Origin of the sequence: Bradyrhizobium hipponense (assembly GCF_008123965.1) — a bacterium.
Lineage (GTDB): Bacteria > Pseudomonadota > Alphaproteobacteria > Rhizobiales > Xanthobacteraceae > Bradyrhizobium > Bradyrhizobium hipponense.
In genome coordinates, this window is record NZ_VSTH01000089.1 from 17,154 (window position 1) to 32,628 (window position 15,475).

The 15,475-nt window shown below is 63.2% G+C and carries 16 protein-coding genes; 5 read left to right on the forward strand and 11 right to left on the reverse strand.

Going from position 1 to position 15,475, the window contains the following annotated elements; translation table 11 throughout:
* Positions 1–55 precede the first annotated feature (55 nt).
* On the reverse strand, positions 56–295 hold the full coding sequence (purS, locus tag FXV83_RS25560) for a phosphoribosylformylglycinamidine synthase subunit PurS (RefSeq protein ID WP_027560254.1): 240 nt from the start codon (positions 293–295) through the stop codon (positions 56–58).
* A gap of 13 nt (positions 296–308) precedes the next feature.
* Positions 309–1,076 (reverse strand): phosphoribosylaminoimidazolesuccinocarboxamide synthase, encoded by a 768-nt coding sequence (purC, locus tag FXV83_RS25565; RefSeq protein WP_008974302.1) that lies wholly within the window; start codon positions 1,074–1,076, stop codon positions 309–311.
* Between the two features lie 308 nt (positions 1,077–1,384).
* On the opposite strand from purC, the gene FXV83_RS25570 reads away from it, so the two are divergent.
* Positions 1,385–1,708: a DUF1476 domain-containing protein gene (locus FXV83_RS25570; RefSeq protein WP_148742388.1), complete on the forward strand. Its 324-nt coding sequence runs from the start codon at positions 1,385–1,387 to the stop codon at positions 1,706–1,708.
* A gap of 11 nt (positions 1,709–1,719) precedes the next feature.
* Here the strand turns inward: FXV83_RS25570 and FXV83_RS25575 are convergent, their stop codons facing one another.
* Complete coding sequence (locus FXV83_RS25575) at positions 1,720–2,853, reverse strand: LysR family transcriptional regulator (protein ID WP_235940166.1); 1,134 nt, start codon at positions 2,851–2,853, stop codon at positions 1,720–1,722.
* Here FXV83_RS25575 and FXV83_RS25580 point away from each other — a divergent pair.
* Positions 2,809–3,636, forward strand: a complete 828-nt coding sequence (locus tag FXV83_RS25580) for an isocitrate lyase/PEP mutase family protein (RefSeq protein ID WP_148742389.1) — start codon at positions 2,809–2,811, stop codon at positions 3,634–3,636. The two genes, FXV83_RS25575 and FXV83_RS25580, sit on opposite strands and share 45 nt — an antisense overlap.
* Here FXV83_RS25580 and cynS read toward each other — a convergent pair.
* The 4 genes from cynS to FXV83_RS25600 all read right to left on the reverse strand — a co-directional run bounded on the left by cynS (position 3,623) and on the right by FXV83_RS25600 (position 7,380).
* Positions 3,623–4,111: a cyanase gene (cynS, locus tag FXV83_RS25585; RefSeq protein ID WP_148742390.1), complete on the reverse strand. Its 489-nt coding sequence runs from the start codon at positions 4,109–4,111 to the stop codon at positions 3,623–3,625. The two genes, FXV83_RS25580 and cynS, sit on opposite strands and share 14 nt — an antisense overlap.
* 69 nt (positions 4,112–4,180) lie before the next feature.
* Entirely contained in the window at positions 4,181–5,113 is a 933-nt protein-coding gene (locus FXV83_RS25590) for an ABC transporter ATP-binding protein (RefSeq protein ID WP_148742391.1), read from the reverse strand.
* A gap of 4 nt (positions 5,114–5,117) precedes the next feature.
* Entirely contained in the window at positions 5,118–5,957 is an 840-nt protein-coding gene (gene ntrB / locus FXV83_RS25595; protein WP_148742392.1) for a nitrate ABC transporter permease, read from the reverse strand.
* Positions 5,958–5,997: 40 nt separating this feature from the next.
* Complete coding sequence (locus FXV83_RS25600) at positions 5,998–7,380, reverse strand: CmpA/NrtA family ABC transporter substrate-binding protein (RefSeq protein WP_148742393.1); 1,383 nt, start codon at positions 7,378–7,380, stop codon at positions 5,998–6,000.
* 165 nt (positions 7,381–7,545) lie between these two features.
* Between FXV83_RS25600 and FXV83_RS25605 the strand changes: the two genes are divergently transcribed.
* Positions 7,546–9,468 (forward strand): sigma 54-interacting transcriptional regulator, encoded by a 1,923-nt coding sequence (locus FXV83_RS25605; protein ID WP_430648948.1) that lies wholly within the window; start codon positions 7,546–7,548, stop codon positions 9,466–9,468.
* 6 nt (positions 9,469–9,474) lie between these two features.
* On the opposite strand, the gene FXV83_RS25610 is transcribed toward FXV83_RS25605, so the two are convergent.
* Genes FXV83_RS25610 through FXV83_RS25620 form a run of 3 tightly spaced genes read right to left on the reverse strand, consistent with a single transcriptional unit; the run spans position 9,475 to position 12,097 of the window.
* Entirely contained in the window at positions 9,475–10,353 is an 879-nt protein-coding gene (locus tag FXV83_RS25610; protein WP_148742395.1) for a sulfurtransferase, read from the reverse strand.
* A gap of 52 nt (positions 10,354–10,405) precedes the next feature.
* The gene (locus FXV83_RS25615; RefSeq protein ID WP_187436152.1) at positions 10,406–11,518 is read right to left on the reverse strand and encodes an acyl-CoA dehydrogenase family protein; all 1,113 of its coding nucleotides are present in this window, start codon (positions 11,516–11,518) and stop codon (positions 10,406–10,408) included.
* A gap of 36 nt (positions 11,519–11,554) precedes the next feature.
* Positions 11,555–12,097, reverse strand: coding sequence for an OsmC family protein (locus FXV83_RS25620; protein ID WP_148742396.1), 543 nt, complete (start codon positions 12,095–12,097; stop codon positions 11,555–11,557).
* 246 nt (positions 12,098–12,343) lie between these two features.
* Between FXV83_RS25620 and FXV83_RS25625 the strand changes: the two genes are divergently transcribed.
* A complete protein-coding gene (locus FXV83_RS25625) occupies positions 12,344–13,012 on the forward strand; it encodes a TetR/AcrR family transcriptional regulator (RefSeq protein ID WP_187436153.1) in 669 nt (222 codons plus the stop codon).
* Positions 13,013–13,106: 94 nt separating this feature from the next.
* Here FXV83_RS25625 and FXV83_RS25630 read toward each other — a convergent pair whose 3' ends face one another.
* On the reverse strand, positions 13,107–14,675 hold the full coding sequence (locus tag FXV83_RS25630) for a bifunctional AfsR/SARP family transcriptional regulator/alpha/beta hydrolase (RefSeq protein ID WP_148742397.1): 1,569 nt from the start codon (positions 14,673–14,675) through the stop codon (positions 13,107–13,109).
* A gap of 148 nt (positions 14,676–14,823) precedes the next feature.
* Here FXV83_RS25630 and mddA point away from each other — a divergent pair.
* The coding region (gene mddA, locus FXV83_RS25635; RefSeq protein WP_148742398.1) for a methanethiol S-methyltransferase at positions 14,824–15,475 on the forward strand (652 nt) is incomplete at its 3' end.

Consider the following 15,475-nt stretch of genomic DNA (forward strand, 5'->3'; position numbering starts at 1 on the left):
CATGGTTCGAGACGCGCATGCTGCGCTCCTCACCATGAGGATTTACGAGGCGGACTCAGACGATCTCGACGCGATAGTTCTCGATCACGGTGTTCGCCAAGAGCTTGTCGGCGGCATCCTTCAGCACGGCTTCGGCCTTGGCCTTGTCGGCGCCGGCAAGCTCGATGTCGAACACCTTGCCCTGGCGCACGCTGGCGACGCCGTCGACGCCGAGCGATTTCAGCGCGCCTTCGATGGCCTTGCCTTGCGGATCGAGGATGCCCGTTTTCAAGGTAACGGTGACACGTGCCTTCACGTCGAAATCCCCTTTAGCTCTTCACCAGTACCGGGCCGGAGCCGGCTGGACGCTCGTTCTCCATGAGGATACCGAGACGCTTGGCGACTTCGGTATAGGCCTCCAGCAGCCCGCCGAGATCCCTGCGGAAGCGGTCCTTGTCGAGCTTCTCGTTCGACTTGATGTCCCAGAGGCGGCAGGAGTCCGGCGAGATCTCGTCGGCGACGATGATCCGCATCATCTCGTTCTCGAACAGCCGCCCGCACTCCATCTTGAAATCAACGAGACGGATGCCGATGCCGAGGAAGAGACCGGTGAGGAAGTCGTTGACGCGGATGGCGAGCGCCATGATGTCGTCGATCTCCTGCGGCGTGGCCCAGCCGAAGGCGGTGATGTGCTCTTCCGACACCATGGGGTCGTTGAGCTGATCGTTCTTGTAGTAGAATTCGATGATCGAGCGCGGCAACTGCGTGCCCTCTTCGATGCCGAGGCGCTGCGACAGCGAGCCGGCCGCGACGTTCCGTACCACCACTTCGAGCGGCACGATCTCGACCTCGCGAATCAGCTGTTCGCGCATGTTGAGGCGACGGATGAAGTGGGTCGGCACCCCGATGTCATTGAGGTGCTGAAACAGGTACTCCGAGATCCGGTTGTTGAGGACACCCTTGCCCTCGATCACCTGATGCTTTTTCGCGTTGAACGCGGTGGCGTCGTCCTTGAAGTGCTGGATCAGGGTACCGGGCTCCGGGCCTTCGTAAAGAACCTTTGCCTTGCCTTCATAAATGCGACGCCGACGGCTCATGGGGATGTACCGTGTTTTGTTGAAATCCATGTATTTGGTGTGCTCCGGTTTACGAGAACTACGACCCACGGCGGAGCTGCCGTGAACAGCCCGGAACCCATGGAAACAGAACAGGAACCACGCCTTCAGGCAACCTATCCGATTGGCTGTCCCAGCACAATCGATCCGGCCCATCCGATGCCAACTTATACCGCCTTGCCTGCGGCTTAACGGCCCGTTGTTTTGCCGATTCGTGCCCCCTATCTAGGCATGCACGGGGGATGCCGCAACGAGGCGTCTCGCTCTATTCAGCAGGGTTGGAACAAGGCATGAGCACGTTCGACAAGCGCGAGGAAGGTTTCGAGAAGAAATTCGCTCTCGACGAGGAGCAGAAATTCAAGGCCGAAGCCCGCCGCAATCGGCTGCTCGGCCTGTGGGCGGCCGAAAAGCTCGGCATCACCGGCGATGCGGCGGCAGCCTACGCCAAGGAAGTAGTCGCAGCCGATTTCGAGGAATCCGGCGACGGCGACGTCCTGCGCAAGGTCACGGCCGATTTCGCCGCCAAGAACGTCGCCGTCACCGAACAGGCGATTCGGGCCAAGATGAGCGAGCTGCTCGCGGTCGCGGCCGCCGAGGTGAAGGCGGGGAAATAAACCGCTGTTCTTTATCTGGCGCGCCGGCGTGCAATTGTCTTGCGCGCCGGTCGTTGCTTTCTTGGCTGCCGAATCGTGATGGCGTCGGTTGCGCTATAATTGCTTCGGATGGCCTCCAGCAAATGCCGGGCGGCCAGGCTCAAGAACCCACCGCGCCGCGTCACGACGGCGATGTCGTGGCTGGCGACGAGATCGTCGACCGCAATGGCGGCGATGGCGGCAGAGCTCAACTCCTCTGCCACATGGCTTTCCGCCAGCAGCGCGAGGCCGAATCCGGATTCGACGAGTCTCTTCTGGGCAGTGAGGCTGTCGACTGCCGTCCATTCAACTTCGGCCAGGCCGCGCGTCAGAAACAGCGCAAAGACGTGCGCGGCCGCGATCTCGCGTCGCCCGGGGACCTCGGGAAACGCGATCCAGCGCTCGCCGCCGAGCTCGGCGAACTGCTTTACGCGCTTGCCGGCGAGTGGATGATCAGATGCGCAGACAACCTGCAATGTCTCGGCCATGACCGCTTCGCAGTCGAGGTCGCGCGAACGATCCACGTTGTAACGCAGGCCGATCGTCGCCTCGCCGCGACGAATGAGACCGCTGACCTCCGCACTGGTCGCGGTCCGCAGCGTGAGCGCGACACCGGGATTTTCCTTCGCGAACCCTGTCATGATCTTCGACAGGCGACTGTCGGCGAGCGTGCCGGTCACGGCGAGCGACACCGGACCGGTGTTCTGATTCGTCAGCGCCCGGATCGCCCGCTCGGCGTCCTGCGCGGCCGCGACGGCGCGCTCTGCGTAAGGAAGCAGCACCCGTCCCGCATCGCTCAGTAGCGTGCGCCCCGCCACGCGCTCGAACAGCGGCACACCGAGGTCCTGCTCCAGCAGCGCAATGCGACGTGAGATCGCGGGCTGCGAGCGGTGCAGGAACTTCGCAGCGTTCGAGATCCCTCCCCGGCGGTGAACCGCCAGGAAAGTGTTGAGGGCATCGCTGTCCATCGCCGTCACCTCATGCAAAAAGCTGATGACATCGAGAGAAATAACAAATTTGTCGGATGCTGGAAAGGCGCCTATTGCTGAGCGCACATCGATCAGGATGAGCGGAGCGAACCAATGACGAGCCAATTGGAGAAGGCGAAAGCGTTTCAGGCCCTGCATACGCGGCCGGGCGCCTTCATCATTCCCAACCCATGGGATGCCGGCACGGCAAAGCTGCTCGCCGCGATGGGTTTTGAGGCGCTCGCGACGACAAGCCTTGGTCTTGCCAACACCTTCGGCGGTTCGACGGTCAGCCTTGATGCCATCCTCGACAATTGCCGCGCGATTGCCGCCGCAACCGAACTCCCGGTCAGCGTTGATCTCGAGAATTGCGGCGCGCATGAGCCAAAGCGCGCAGCGGACGCGATCCGGCGCGCTGCCGAAGCCGGCGCTGTCGGCGGCTCCATCGAGGATTCGACCGGCGAGCAAGAACGTCCGATCTATGATTTCGCGTTGGCCTTGGAGCGCGTGCAAGCGGCAGTGGAGATGGCGCGCTCCCTGCCCATTCCGTTCACGCTGACGGCCCGGGCCGAAAATCTTCTGCACGGGCGCAACGACCTCGACGACACCATCAAACGGTTGCTGGCGTTCGAGGCCGCCGGCGCCGACGTGCTCTACGCACCGGGTGTCCACGACCTCGCAACGATCAAGACCGTGGTTTCGGCGCTGAAAAAGCCCTTCAACCTCGTCATGGGCTTTGCCGATCCGACGCTGACCTTGCCGCAATTGTCAGCGGCCGGCGTCAAACGCATCAGCGTCGGCGGCGCGATGTCGCGATACGCATTGGCCGCATTCCTGAACAGCGCGCGCGAGATGAAGGAGAGCGGCTCCTTCACCTATGTTCGCGACATGGCACCGATCAAGGAACTGCGCGACGCGTTCGCCGCGGTCAGCCTTCCCTAAAGCCGTATTCCGGCACGTTGCCGCTGGCGCCGTAATATTTGTACGGCAGGAATTTTCCGCTCATGGTGATCTTGACGCGGTCGCCCTTCGGGTTCGCCACGCGCTCGATTCCCATGTCGAAGTCGATCGCCGACATGATGCCGTCGCCGAATTCCTCCTCGATCAGCGCCTTCCAGGCCGGGCCGTTGACCATCACCATCTCGTAGAAGCGGTAGATCAGCGGGTCTGTCGGCGGCATCGGCGTGCCGGTGCCGCGCATCGGCACCTCGTTGAGCATGGCGGTCTCGGCCTTCGACAGGCCGAACAGCTCGCCGGCGTTCGCGGCCTGCGGCTTGGTCAGCTTCATCTGGCCCATGATCGCGCCGACGATAAGGACCTCGGAATAGCCTCCGATCTGCTCGCAGATGTGTTTCCAGCTCCAGCCCTTCTCGCGCTTGATGTCGAGCAGCTTTTCGGTGAGGTCTTCGCGTTTCATGTCAGGGTCTCCCTTCGTTAACTCCCGTCATGCCCGGGCTTGTCCCGGGCATCCACGTTCTTGGCCGCGCTAGGAAGACGTGGATGGCCGGGACAGGCCCGGCCATGACGTCTCTCTCGGCGGCTCCGGCTTGGCATCGGCGGCGATCGTCAATCCGGGCTTGCCGATAAGCACCACGGGTACGTTGCGCGGATCGTGATCAGGCTTCTCGGCCGCAAAATTCTTGCTGCGGCTAACCAGGAAATCGACGATGTGGTTGCGCAGCGCGTAGTACAGCGGATGCCGGTGCAAATCGGTGCGGCCGCGATCCTTCGGCAGCGGATTTTCGACGACCTCCGCAAGCACCGCGCCCGGACCATTGGTCATGAGAAAGATCTTGTCGGCCAGGTAAATCGCCTCATCCACGTCGTGGGTGATCATGAACGCGGTCTGTCCGGTCTCCAGACAAATCCGTCGCACCTCGTCCTGGAGCGTGCCGCGCGTCAGCGCGTCCAGCGCCGAGAACGGCTCGTCCATCAGCATGATCTTTGGCGTGATCGAGAGCGCACGCGCGATACCGACACGCTGCTTCATGCCGCCGGATAGCTCGGAGGGACGCTTGTGCTCGGAGCCGGTCAGGCCGACGAGATCGATGAACGTCTGTGCGTGCTCCTTCACCTTGGCACGGTCCCAGCTGCGCCATTTCGACGTCACGGCATAGGCGACGTTGCCGAGCACGGTACGCCAGGGCAACAGCGCGTGGCTCTGGAAGATCACGGCGCGGTCGAGGCTAGTGCCGGAAATGGCCTGGCCGTCGACGATCACGGCACCCTCGCTCGGCGCATCGAGGCCGGCGAGGATGTTGAGCACGGTGGTCTTGCCGCAGCCGGAATGACCGATCACGCAGCAAAACTCGCCGCGCGGCATCGACAGCCACAGATTCTCGAACACGGCCGTGGTGCCGCCACCCGCGCCCGGATACCGCTTTGCGATGCCTTCGATGGAGATGAACTTGTCGGTCATGGCCCTACTCCGGAAAAGTGACCATGCGCGTGAAGCGCGCGAGGATCTGGTCGAGCAGCATGCCGACGATTCCGATCAAGAGAATCGCGATGATGACGTTGGTGATCGAAAGATTATTCCATTCGTTCCAGACGAAATAGCCGATGCCGGTGCCGCCGACGAGCATTTCGGCGGCGACGATCACAAGCCAGGCGATGCCGATCGAGATGCGCATACCGGTCAGAATCGTCGGCGCCGCCGCCGGCAGGATCACGGTGAAGGCGCGCCGCAGCGTGCCGACCTCAAGCGTGCGCGCGACATTGATCCACTCCTTGCGCACGCTGGCGACGCCAAAGACGGTGTTGAGCAACATCGGCCAGATCGAACAGATGAAGATCACGAAGATGGCGGAGATCGAGGAATCCTTGATGGTGTAGAGCGCGAGCGGCATCCAGGCCAGCGGCGAGATCGGCTTCAGAACCTGGATGAAGGGATCGAGCGCCTTGCTCAGCAGCGGCGACATGCCGATCAGGAATCCAAGAGGAATTGCAACGAGCACGGCCAAGAGATAGCCAGTGCCGACGCGCGCGATGGAAAAGCCGAGCTGGATGCCGAGCCCCTTGTCATTCGGCCCGTTGTCGTAGAACGGCCGTCTCAAATGCTCCCAGAGCTTGGCGCCGACGTCGAGCGGGCCGGGCATGGCGGATTTGCCCTGAGTCGCGGTCAGGCCCATCAGCTTGGCGTATTCCGGGCTCATCGCGGCAACGGTGCCGCTCGACCGCGTGGCGAGATGCCAGATGCCGAGGAAGGCGGCCAGCAGCACGATGGAGACGAGGCCTGCGCGGAGGCGGAGGGAGGAGGTCATCTGGCAAGACCTCGCCACGGCGTTGAGAGAGTGGTGTCTCTCACGACGCCTTCCTGATCTTGAAGCTCGCTACGTAATCGTCCGGCTTCGTCGGATCGAAGCTCTTGCCCATCACTGCGAACGACTTGTAGGCGCTGGTCGGCGGCGACAGGCCCATCTCGGTCATCAGCTTCCTGGTGTCGGTCGCCAGATACACCTGCTCGGCGACCGCCTTGTAATCGACATCGCCCTTGATCTGGCCCCAGCGCTTCATCTGCGTCAGCATCCACACTGCAAAAGACTGCCAGGGAAATGGATCGAAATCGACGCGCTTGGCATCGGTCTTCACGCCTCCGAGGCCGTCGGCGTAGGTGCCGGTCAAGACCTGCTCCAGGACCGTCACTGGCGCGTTGATGTAGTTGGCCGGCGCGATGGCTTCGGCGATCTGCTTGCGGTTCTCCGCCTTCGACGCGTAAGCGGTGGCATCGACGATGGCGCGGGTCAGCGCGGCAAAGCTGTTCGGCGCGGTCGTGATGAATTCGCGGCTGGCGGCGAAGCTGCAGCAGGGATGGCCGTCCCAGATTTCCTTGGAGAGCAGATGCATGAAGCCGACGCCGTCATAGATCGCGCGCTGGCAGACGTTGTCGGGCGCAAGGAAGCCGTCGATGTTGTCGGCACGCAGATTCGCGACCATCTCCGGCGGCGGCACCGAGCGCAGCTGCACGTCGGTATCGGGATCGAGCCCATGCTCCGCAAGATAGTAGCGCAGGAGATAGTTGTGCATCGAGTAGTCGAAGGGGATCGCAAACTTCATCCCCTTCCAGTCCTTCGGATCGCGCTTGTCCTTGTGCTTCGTCGCCAGCACGATGCCCTGCCCGTTGATGTTCTCGATCGCGGGCACCGCAAAGGGAATGGCGTTCGCACCAAGGCCGAGCGAGATCGCGAGCGGCATCGGCGCCAGCATGTGGGCGGCGTCGTATTCCTTGTTGATGGTCTTGTCGCGGATCACGGCCCAGCCGGCGGTCTTGACCACCTCGACGTTGAGGCCATGCTTTGAATAGAACCCAAGCGGCGCGGCCATGATGATCGGCGTCGCACAGGTGATCGGAATAAAGCCGACCTTGAGGTCCTTCTTCTCCGGCGCACCGGTTGCCGCGAACACCTCGGTCGCGGTCTTGAGCGGGAAGAACTGCGACAGCGCGGCAAGTGCGGTCGATGCACCAACCGACTTCAGGAAGGCGCGCCGCGCTGCATCCTGCGGAAACATTGCGCGCATGACAGCGGACGCCACCACCCCCTCGTAGCGCTTCTCCTCGCTCTCGACGGGCTCACAGCGCAGCGCCGGCGAGGCCTGCTCATGTTCGGCGACTGAGCGATGCTGGCCGCATTCGCAGCCGCCACGGAGGTTACGGTCGGGATCAAACGGATTGTCGAAGGTGGACATCGGATCTCCTGCGCGACTTTGCAGGACGAATTACGCAAGGAGCATGCCATCGCCTCGTCTTGAGCCAGTACGTTGATGATACGGGGATTTCACCGCGCCTTGGCGGCTACGAAAACTCGTGATACACGAATATTCGTAGTTCAATTACGAGATTTCGTGGCGATGATGGATCTCCCCCTCGTTTCGGAAGCGATACCGCAGTCCGGCGATCTGCGCGTCGCCGTCTTCGAATCCTCTATCGAAGCGATGCTGTTGCTGGATCCCTATGACGACCGGATCGTCGATGCCAATCCGGCCGCCTGCACCATGCTCGGCTACGACCGCACCCTGTTGCGACAGACCAAGGTCAGCACCCTTCACGCCGGCCAGCTGCCGGAGCTGACGGTGTTCACCCAAGCCGTGCTGCACAAGCGCGCGTATTGGACGACCGCGTTGACGCCGCGTCACGCCACCGGCCAGGATCTCAGGCTCGAATATTCGGGCTGCATCGTGAGCCATGACGACGGTGCGCTCGTGCTGCTCACCCTCACCGATCTCGAAGCCCGCCGCCGCCGCAACGTCGATGCCGCGGCCGAAGACCACATGCGCGGCGGGATTGCGACCTGGCAGCGTGTCGAGCGGGTGTTTCAGGACATCGAGCGCGAGAACCAGCTCATCCTGCGCGCGGCCGGCGAAGGCATCTACGGCGTGAATGCGGAAGGCAAGACCACCTTCGTGAACCCGGCCGCCGAGCGGATGCTCGGCTGGACTGCCGAGGAACTGGTGGGCAAGGAAATTCACCCGATCGTGCATCACACCCATCACGATGGCAGCCACTATCACGACCACGATTGCCCGATCTACGCGGCCTTCCGCGACGGCGCCGTTCATCAGGTCGACGGCGAGGTATTTTGGCGCAAGGACGGCTCGCCGGCCTGGGTCGAATACACCTCGACCCCGATCCGCGACCGCGGCATGGTTGTTGGTGCGGTGGTGGTGTTTCGCGATGTCAGCCAGCGGCGCGAGGCCGACGAGAAGCTGCACGCGGCTCTCGCCGAGGTCGATCGCCTGCGCGAGCGGCTCGAACTGGAAAACGCCTATCTCCAGGAGGAGATCCGGATCGAGACCAATCCACGCGGCATCATCGGTAGAAGCGAGGCGATCCAGAAGACGCTGCGCCAGGTCAAGCTCGTCGCCCCAACCACCGCAGCCGTGATGATCACCGGCGAATCCGGCACCGGCAAGGAGCTGATCGCACGCGCCATCCACGAAGCGTCCGGCCGCAGCGACCGCCCGCTGATCCGCGTCAATTGCGCCGCGATCCCGCGCGAGCTGTTCGAGAGTGAGTTCTTCGGCCACGTTCGCGGCGCCTTCACGGGCGCAATGCGCGATCGTATCGGCCGGTTCGAGCTCGCCGATGGCGGCACGCTGTTTCTCGACGAGGTCGGCGAAATCCCGCTGGAGCTGCAGGGCAAGCTGCTGCGCGTATTGCAGGAAGGCAATTTCGAGCGGGTCGGGCAGGAACGCACCCGCACGGTCGACGTCCGCGTGATCGCCGCGACCAATCGCAATCTCAAACAGGAGGTGCAGCGCGGACGGTTTCGCGAGGACCTCTATTTCCGCCTCAACGTATTCCCGATCGAGTCGGTGCCCTTGCGCGAACGGCGCGAAGATATTCCGCTGCTGGCCCAGCACTTCCTGACCCGCGACAGTAAGGCGCTCAAATCCACCCTGCGCCTGTCCGAGGGCGACGCTCGGCGGCTCACCCGCTACGACTGGCCCGGCAACGTTCGCGAATTGCAGAACGTGATCGAGCGCGCCGCGATTCTGTCGCAGAACGGCCGCCTGCGGATCGATCTGCCCGACCCCTCCGGCACGCAGCCCGCGACCGGCGCCGCGCGCCAGAAGACCGATGGGCGGCCGGCGGTCATGACCTCCTCGGAGATGCGCGACCACGAGCGCGCCAACATCGTGGCGGCGCTCGAAGCCTGCGCAGGAAAAGTCTTTGGCCCCGGCGGCGCGGCGGAAATTCTTGATCTCAAGCCGACAACGCTAGCATCGCGGATCAAAGCGCTTAGGATTGCGCCCCGTCCGCGTGCCATCGGTTAGCGACGATCACGCCGCCTTGGTGGTGACCTCCGCTGCAATCGGCAGGCCCTGCTCGATCGGCAGCGACGGATCGCGCGACCACTCGTTCCAGGAGCCGAAGTACATCCGCACGTCCTTCACGCCGGCATTCTTGAGCGCGAGGAAGGTGTTCGAGGCGCGCGCCCCCTTGAAGCAATAGAGATAGACCGGCGTGGTCGTCGAGATGCCGACGGTGGCGCACTCCGCCAAAATCTCGTCCTTGGATTTGAAGCGCGGACCTTCAGCGGTCGGCTTCATCATGCGATACCATTCCAGCCAGACAGCACCGGGGATGCGGCCCTTGCGCGGGCAGAAATCCTTACCGTACGGAGACGAACTGTCGCCGATCCACTCATCGACGTCGCGCACGTCGAGGATGGCGATGCCGGGCTTGCCGACAGCCCCTAGCATGGTCTTCGCGTCGATCAGGATCTCGCCCGCTTCGGGCACGATCGAGAACGAGGCTTTGGCCGGCGCCGGCACGTCTTTCGTGACCGGCAGGCCAGCTGCGGCCCAGGCATCAAAACCGCCATGCAGCACCTTGATCTTGGGGTAGCCGAGCATGGTGAGCAGATAATAGCCGCGGCAGGACTGACCGAAGCCTGAATTCATCGACTGCTCATAGACCACAGCCGTCTCCTTGCCGGAGAGGCCCGCGGCACCGAAGGCGTCGGCGAACTTCGTCTTGAGCTCGCTCATTCCGTCCGGCGTCGAGGTCGCCAGAAAAGTGAAAATCTCATGCACGTTTACGGCGTTGGGCAGGTGCCCGGCGCCGTAGGCGTCGGGGTTGCGGGTGTCGATGACGACACACGGCTCGGTCTTCAAGAGATCGGCAAGTTCGCTGGCAGAGATCAGAACGTCCGTCATTGGCAGCCTCTCCGTTGAGGTTAAGTGGTCTTCGGGGTGGACTCGGGTAGACTCAGGCGTCAGCGAGCATCTTGCGCAACTGCTTGGTGGCGGGCGTGACGATCGCGACGAAATAGGCCTCGCGCAGGCGCCGCTGCGCGCGGTGGCTCTTCAGATAACCGCGCGCGCCACAATGGAGCATCGCCGCATGCGCCGCCGCGACGCTGGCTTCGCCCGCGCGCAAACGCAGCGCGATCACCTTGCGCCAATAGGTGTCCTCTTCATTGTAGGGATCGCGCGCCAGCGCCATGGTTTCGGCCTCGAGCTCGGCGGCAAGATCGCGGAAATTCACTGGCTGCTGCGGCAAATAGCGGTTGATGTGGCCGAGCGGACGATCGACTTCGTCCATGATGTTGATGCAGTCCCGGATCAGGCCGAGCGCCATGCCGGCCTGGAGCAGGATGAAGCCGGCGCGGATCTTCTTGACGAAGGGCGTCGCCGGATCGGCGAGGATCAACTCGTCGGGCACGAAGACGTCGCGGAACTGCACGCCGTAGGTGCCGGTGCCGTCCATGGCGAGGAACGGCTTACAAGGCGCGAGCGTGATCGCAGGATCGGCGCAGTCGGCAAGGAACATGACGGTGCCCGGCTCGTCCTCGCGCTCGAAGATGGTACCGAAATAATGATCGGGGCCGAGATTGGAGACCCAGGGCAGCGCGCCGCGCACGACGTAGCCGCCCTCGACCTTGCGCCCCTTCAACTTGAGCTTCTCGATGCCAAAAAAGCTCTTCATCGGATTGGACAGCCCGGTGCCGCCGAGCAGCCGGCCGGTCGAAAAGCCGTCGCCGAAGCGCTTTGCGAGCTTCATGTTGGTCGAATTGGCCGCATACCAGACCAGCGTGTTCTGGCACCAGGCCATGAAGGCGGTGGCGCCGCAGACCTCGCCGATCGCCGCCATCGCCTGGATCGCGCAGCGCAAGTCCGCGGGCCCCTCCTGGGGCATGTGACTGCCCCAGGCGCCGACTTCGCCGAAGCGGCGCAGCACCTCGGCCGGATAGACCGAGCCGTCGTCGACGCCGGCGGCGAGCGGCGCAAGCTGCTCCCGCGCGATCCGCGCCACTTCTCCCGCAATGGACGGTGCGGGCTGATCCAAAGCTTCGACCCGCGATAAAGCCAGTGTCCCCATGATCGTCTCCCGCACCTTTTCCACTGCCGCCGCGCGCTAGATGCCGACCTCGAGATTGACCGGACGGGTGAAGGTGTTGGCGACCGGCGACCATTTCTTCACGTGGGTTACCAGCGCATTGATCTCGTCCGGCGAGATGCCCTCGCATTCCATGTCAACCTTGACGCGCACGTCGGTGAAGCCGACCGGCTTCTCGGAGATGTCGCCGGTGCCCCAGACCGCGGTGATGTTGAGGTCACCTTCGAGCTCGAGCTCGAGCTTGTTGACGATCCAGCCGCGGTGCACGGCATTGGCGTGCAGTCCGACCGCGAGGCAGGAGCCGAGCGCGGCGAGCGAAGCCTCCGACGGATTCGGCGCGGTGTCATCGCCAAGCAGGCCCGGCGGCTCGTCGACGATGTAGGGCGGTAGGTTGCGGATATAGTTGGCGTGACGGAATTTTCCTTCCGCGACCGTCTTGCACTTCAAGGTCTTGATGACCTTCGGATTGGCCTTGCCGTTGACGATCAGTTGCTCGAGCCCGCCTCTGTCGATCGGCGCGAGGCAGCCCGTGAGCACCGTTTTTTGAACGACCGCAGTCATCAGTTTTCTCCCTAGGAGTCAGAAAGTCGATAGGATACCGAACGGTCTGTTTCCTTGCATGGAGCGTGCCAGACCGGTGCAAAATCAAAATGCGAAGCATTGGAGCCGCTTAGCGATCTCTGCCTGCGGATTGATCAGGGGCGTCCTGCTCAAAGGCGATGCAGATGAGCTTTGCTCTGCAAATCTTTTCAGCGCCCAACAGATGCGGCTTGCTGATGCGGCGCGGCTGCGATTAAGTTGGCGCTCATGGTCAAGCCCCCACTGAACAAGACCCCTTCGAAGAAGAAATCGAATTCGCCGCACGCCGGCACGGGCGACGACGAATCCGCACGCGGCCGTCTGCTCAGCGCCGCGACGCATCTGTTCTGCAAGAACGGCATCAACGCCACCGGCATCGATGCGATCATCGAGGAAGCCGGCACGGCGAAGACCACGCTTTACAAGCTGTTCGGCTCCAAGACCAATCTTGTCAACGCAGTGCTGGAGAGCGAAGGCAAGCAGTGGCGCGAATGGTTCATCGGCGCCATGGAGCAAGGCGGCGGCGACGCGCGGGCAAAACTCACGCGCATCTTCCCGGCGCTGAAGAGCTGGTTCGCCGAGGAGCGCTTCTACGGCTGCCCCTTCATCAATGCGGTCGGCGAGCACGACAAGGACCAGAAGCTGTTCCGCAACATCGCGATGAAGCACAAGAAGATCGTGCTCGGCCACATCGAAAAGCTCGCCGGCGAACTCGGCTCGGCCGAGCCCATCGTGCTCGCGCATCAGCTCGGGCTTCTGATCGATGGCGCGATCGTCGCAGCCATGGTGTCGCGCGATCCGGGCGTGGCCGATACGGCGGCGCTTGCGGCAGGCCCCCTGCTCAGCCAGTCGAAGGCAAAGAAGAAGCGTAGCGCAGACCAACTTGAAGCGGTGTGATCGCTCTATCCCCGATGGCGTAGCCGGCATACAGCGGAGGGGAATGCGGGGATATCGTACCGGATTACGCTCCCGCTCCATCCGGGCTACATCGCTAACGTCGGGCCCTGCCCTCGCGCGGCAAAGCTTCCGCAAATCGCCTGATCGCCTCGAGCACGGGTTGCTGGTCGCCGGCAAAGAACCAATGATCGTTGCCGTCGAGTTCGACGAATCGCGCTCCGGTGATCCGGCTCGCCACATCGCGGCCGGCCGCGATCCGCACAGCCTGGTCGTCCCGCCGGTGCAGTACCAGCGTCGGCACCGCAATTTGCGGCAGGAGATGCCGCACGTCGGCGTCGCGAAACGCCTCGAGCACGGCCGAGATGCCACCGGGGCTGGAAGCCGCGCGCAGCAGCCCGGCCCACCAGGCGCGCGCCTGCGGATCACGGGCAAGGCTCGGCGCGAAGGTTTCGATCCCGGCCGGGCCGCCCCATTCGGCGACGAGGCGCTGGCTCCAGGCATCATACTGGCTTGTGCGCAACGCGTATGGATAGTCCGGCGCCCAACTGCCCTTGGCCAGCGCGCCGAACAGAATGAGGCCGGCCGTGAGTCGCGGCGTGTCGACCGCAAACCTGACGCACGCCGGCCCACACTCCGACGCCCCGAACAGGACGACGCGACGCGCGTCCACTGCCCGCAAAACGGTGCCGATATCCTCTGCGGTGGCTTCGATATCAGGCGCTGATCCGATCCGGTCCGACAGCCCGATACCGCGCCGATCGAGAATGATGAGTCGTCCAAGCCTCATCAATGAAGCCAGAAACGTCCGGCTCGCGGGATGCTCCCAGCCGCGTTCTACATGCGACACGAAACCGGGCATGACCAGGATATCGAACTCACCGCTGCCGTAGGTCTGATACGCCAGGTGCACGCCGGCGCCCTTGACGTAGCGCGTGGTCGGAACTGCGGCGAGCGACGAAGTCGCACTGGGGTCCATGAGTGCTTCGGTCTCGGCTTCCGGCGCCACCCCAAGCTCGTCGCGCAGCCGCTGTGTCAGTGCCGCGTGGTGCCGCTCCGCCGCGCTTCGGTCGCCGGCCAGCAGAAGGCTCCGGATCAAATGCCGGCCGTACACCTCGCTCAACGGATCGAGCTCAACCAGGCGCCCCGCATGCACTGTTGCGGCAAAATGGTCGCCGGCCGCATTCTTGTCCTGCACCAGACGCTCCAGCGCGTGCACGAGCCGTCCCCTCAGCGCCTCCCGGCGAAAGAACGTCCAATCGTCGAATTCGGGACAGTCGGCCAGAGCGAAGCCAGCCAGGAAATCACCCCGATAAATCAGGCAGGCTTCCTCGAAGGCGCCTCTGTCACAGGCGCTCTCGAGCAGATGCGTATCGACCTTTAGCTCGATCGCCGGCGACCAGCGCACGCTGGTGCGGTCGGTCTCGAAAACCGGCTGGCCTAGCGCCAGCTCGATGCGATGAAGCAGGCGCCGTAATCGCGCGAGGCCGGTCTCGCGGGGGGTCTCGGGCCACAGCAGCGTCGCAATGACGTCCCGCGCCACGGCGCCTTTGACTTCAGCGAGATAGAGCAGCAGCGCAAGACCCTTGCGCAGGTTCAGCTTGATCGGCCGGTCGTCACCATGGATCTCCGGGAACCCGAGCGTTCGGAGCGAGAAGGCGGCCATGAAATCATCTCTACCTGGCGGCGTCCCCCGGGGGACGCGCAGGGGACGGTATAGCACTAGCAGTCAGGCCCGAACGAGCCTGCTCGCCATCGAACGCTTCAGGCTTCTGCATGCGGCAACACTGCTGTCGGCACAATAGGAAAAAAACATGTTCGCGCGCCTCCTGATCCTGCTCTACGCCATTGTGAGCTATGCCGTCTTCACTATTTCATTTCTCTACATGCTTGGGTTCGTCGGCAATTATGTCGTGCCCAAATCGATCGACCAGTCGATCGACGTCGGCGGCCCCGTGAATTTGAGTGAGGCCATCGTCGTCAACCTGACGCTGATGAGCCTGTTTGCAATCCAGCACAGCGTCATGGCGCGGCCGGCCTTCAAAAGATGGCTGGTCAAGATCCTTCCCCTGGCCTGCCAGCGCAGCACCTATGTGTTGCTCTCCAGCCTGATCCTGCTTTTGCTGTTCTGGCAGTGGCGTCCGATTTCGACACCGATCTGGCAGACCAGCGGCGTTGCGGCCTGGCTGCTGACCGGCATTCATTGGCTTGGCTGGTTGATCGCGTTTGCCTCAACCCACATGATCGATCATTTCGATCTGTTCGGCCTGCGCCAGGCTTTCGTTGCGTTCCGCGGCACCGAAATACCAGGTCAATCCTTCAGGACGCCGCTGCTCTACAAGATCGTGCGGCATCCGCTGATGCTGGGCTTTCTGCTCGCGTTCTGGGCCACCCCAGAGATGACCGCCGGCCATTTGCTGTTCGCGATCGCGAACACGGCCTACATCCTAGACGATCGATTCCATG

Coding starts and splice junctions, on each gene's coding strand:
- FXV83_RS25625 (WP_187436153.1), top strand. CDS start 12,344: ATGGTCAAGCCCCCACTGAACAAGACCCCTTCGAAGAAGAAATCGAAT.
- FXV83_RS25620 (WP_148742396.1), bottom strand. CDS start 12,097: ATGACTGCGGTCGTTCAAAAAACGGTGCTCACGGGCTGCCTCGCGCCG.
- FXV83_RS25615 (WP_187436152.1), bottom strand. CDS start 11,518: ATGGGGACACTGGCTTTATCGCGGGTCGAAGCTTTGGATCAGCCCGCA.
- cynS (WP_148742390.1), bottom strand. CDS start 4,111: ATGAAACGCGAAGACCTCACCGAAAAGCTGCTCGACATCAAGCGCGAG.
- FXV83_RS25605 (WP_430648948.1), top strand. CDS start 7,546: ATGGATCTCCCCCTCGTTTCGGAAGCGATACCGCAGTCCGGCGATCTG.
- FXV83_RS25610 (WP_148742395.1), bottom strand. CDS start 10,353: ATGACGGACGTTCTGATCTCTGCCAGCGAACTTGCCGATCTCTTGAAG.
- FXV83_RS25570 (WP_148742388.1), top strand. CDS start 1,385: ATGAGCACGTTCGACAAGCGCGAGGAAGGTTTCGAGAAGAAATTCGCT.
- FXV83_RS25630 (WP_148742397.1), bottom strand. CDS start 14,675: ATGGCCGCCTTCTCGCTCCGAACGCTCGGGTTCCCGGAGATCCATGGT.
- FXV83_RS25580 (WP_148742389.1), top strand. CDS start 2,809: ATGACGAGCCAATTGGAGAAGGCGAAAGCGTTTCAGGCCCTGCATACG.
- FXV83_RS25575 (WP_235940166.1), bottom strand. CDS start 2,853: ATGCAGGGCCTGAAACGCTTTCGCCTTCTCCAATTGGCTCGTCATTGG.
- FXV83_RS25600 (WP_148742393.1), bottom strand. CDS start 7,380: ATGTCCACCTTCGACAATCCGTTTGATCCCGACCGTAACCTCCGTGGC.
- FXV83_RS25590 (WP_148742391.1), bottom strand. CDS start 5,113: ATGACCGACAAGTTCATCTCCATCGAAGGCATCGCAAAGCGGTATCCG.
- purC (WP_008974302.1), bottom strand. CDS start 1,076: ATGAGCCGTCGGCGTCGCATTTATGAAGGCAAGGCAAAGGTTCTTTAC.
- ntrB (WP_148742392.1), bottom strand. CDS start 5,957: ATGACCTCCTCCCTCCGCCTCCGCGCAGGCCTCGTCTCCATCGTGCTG.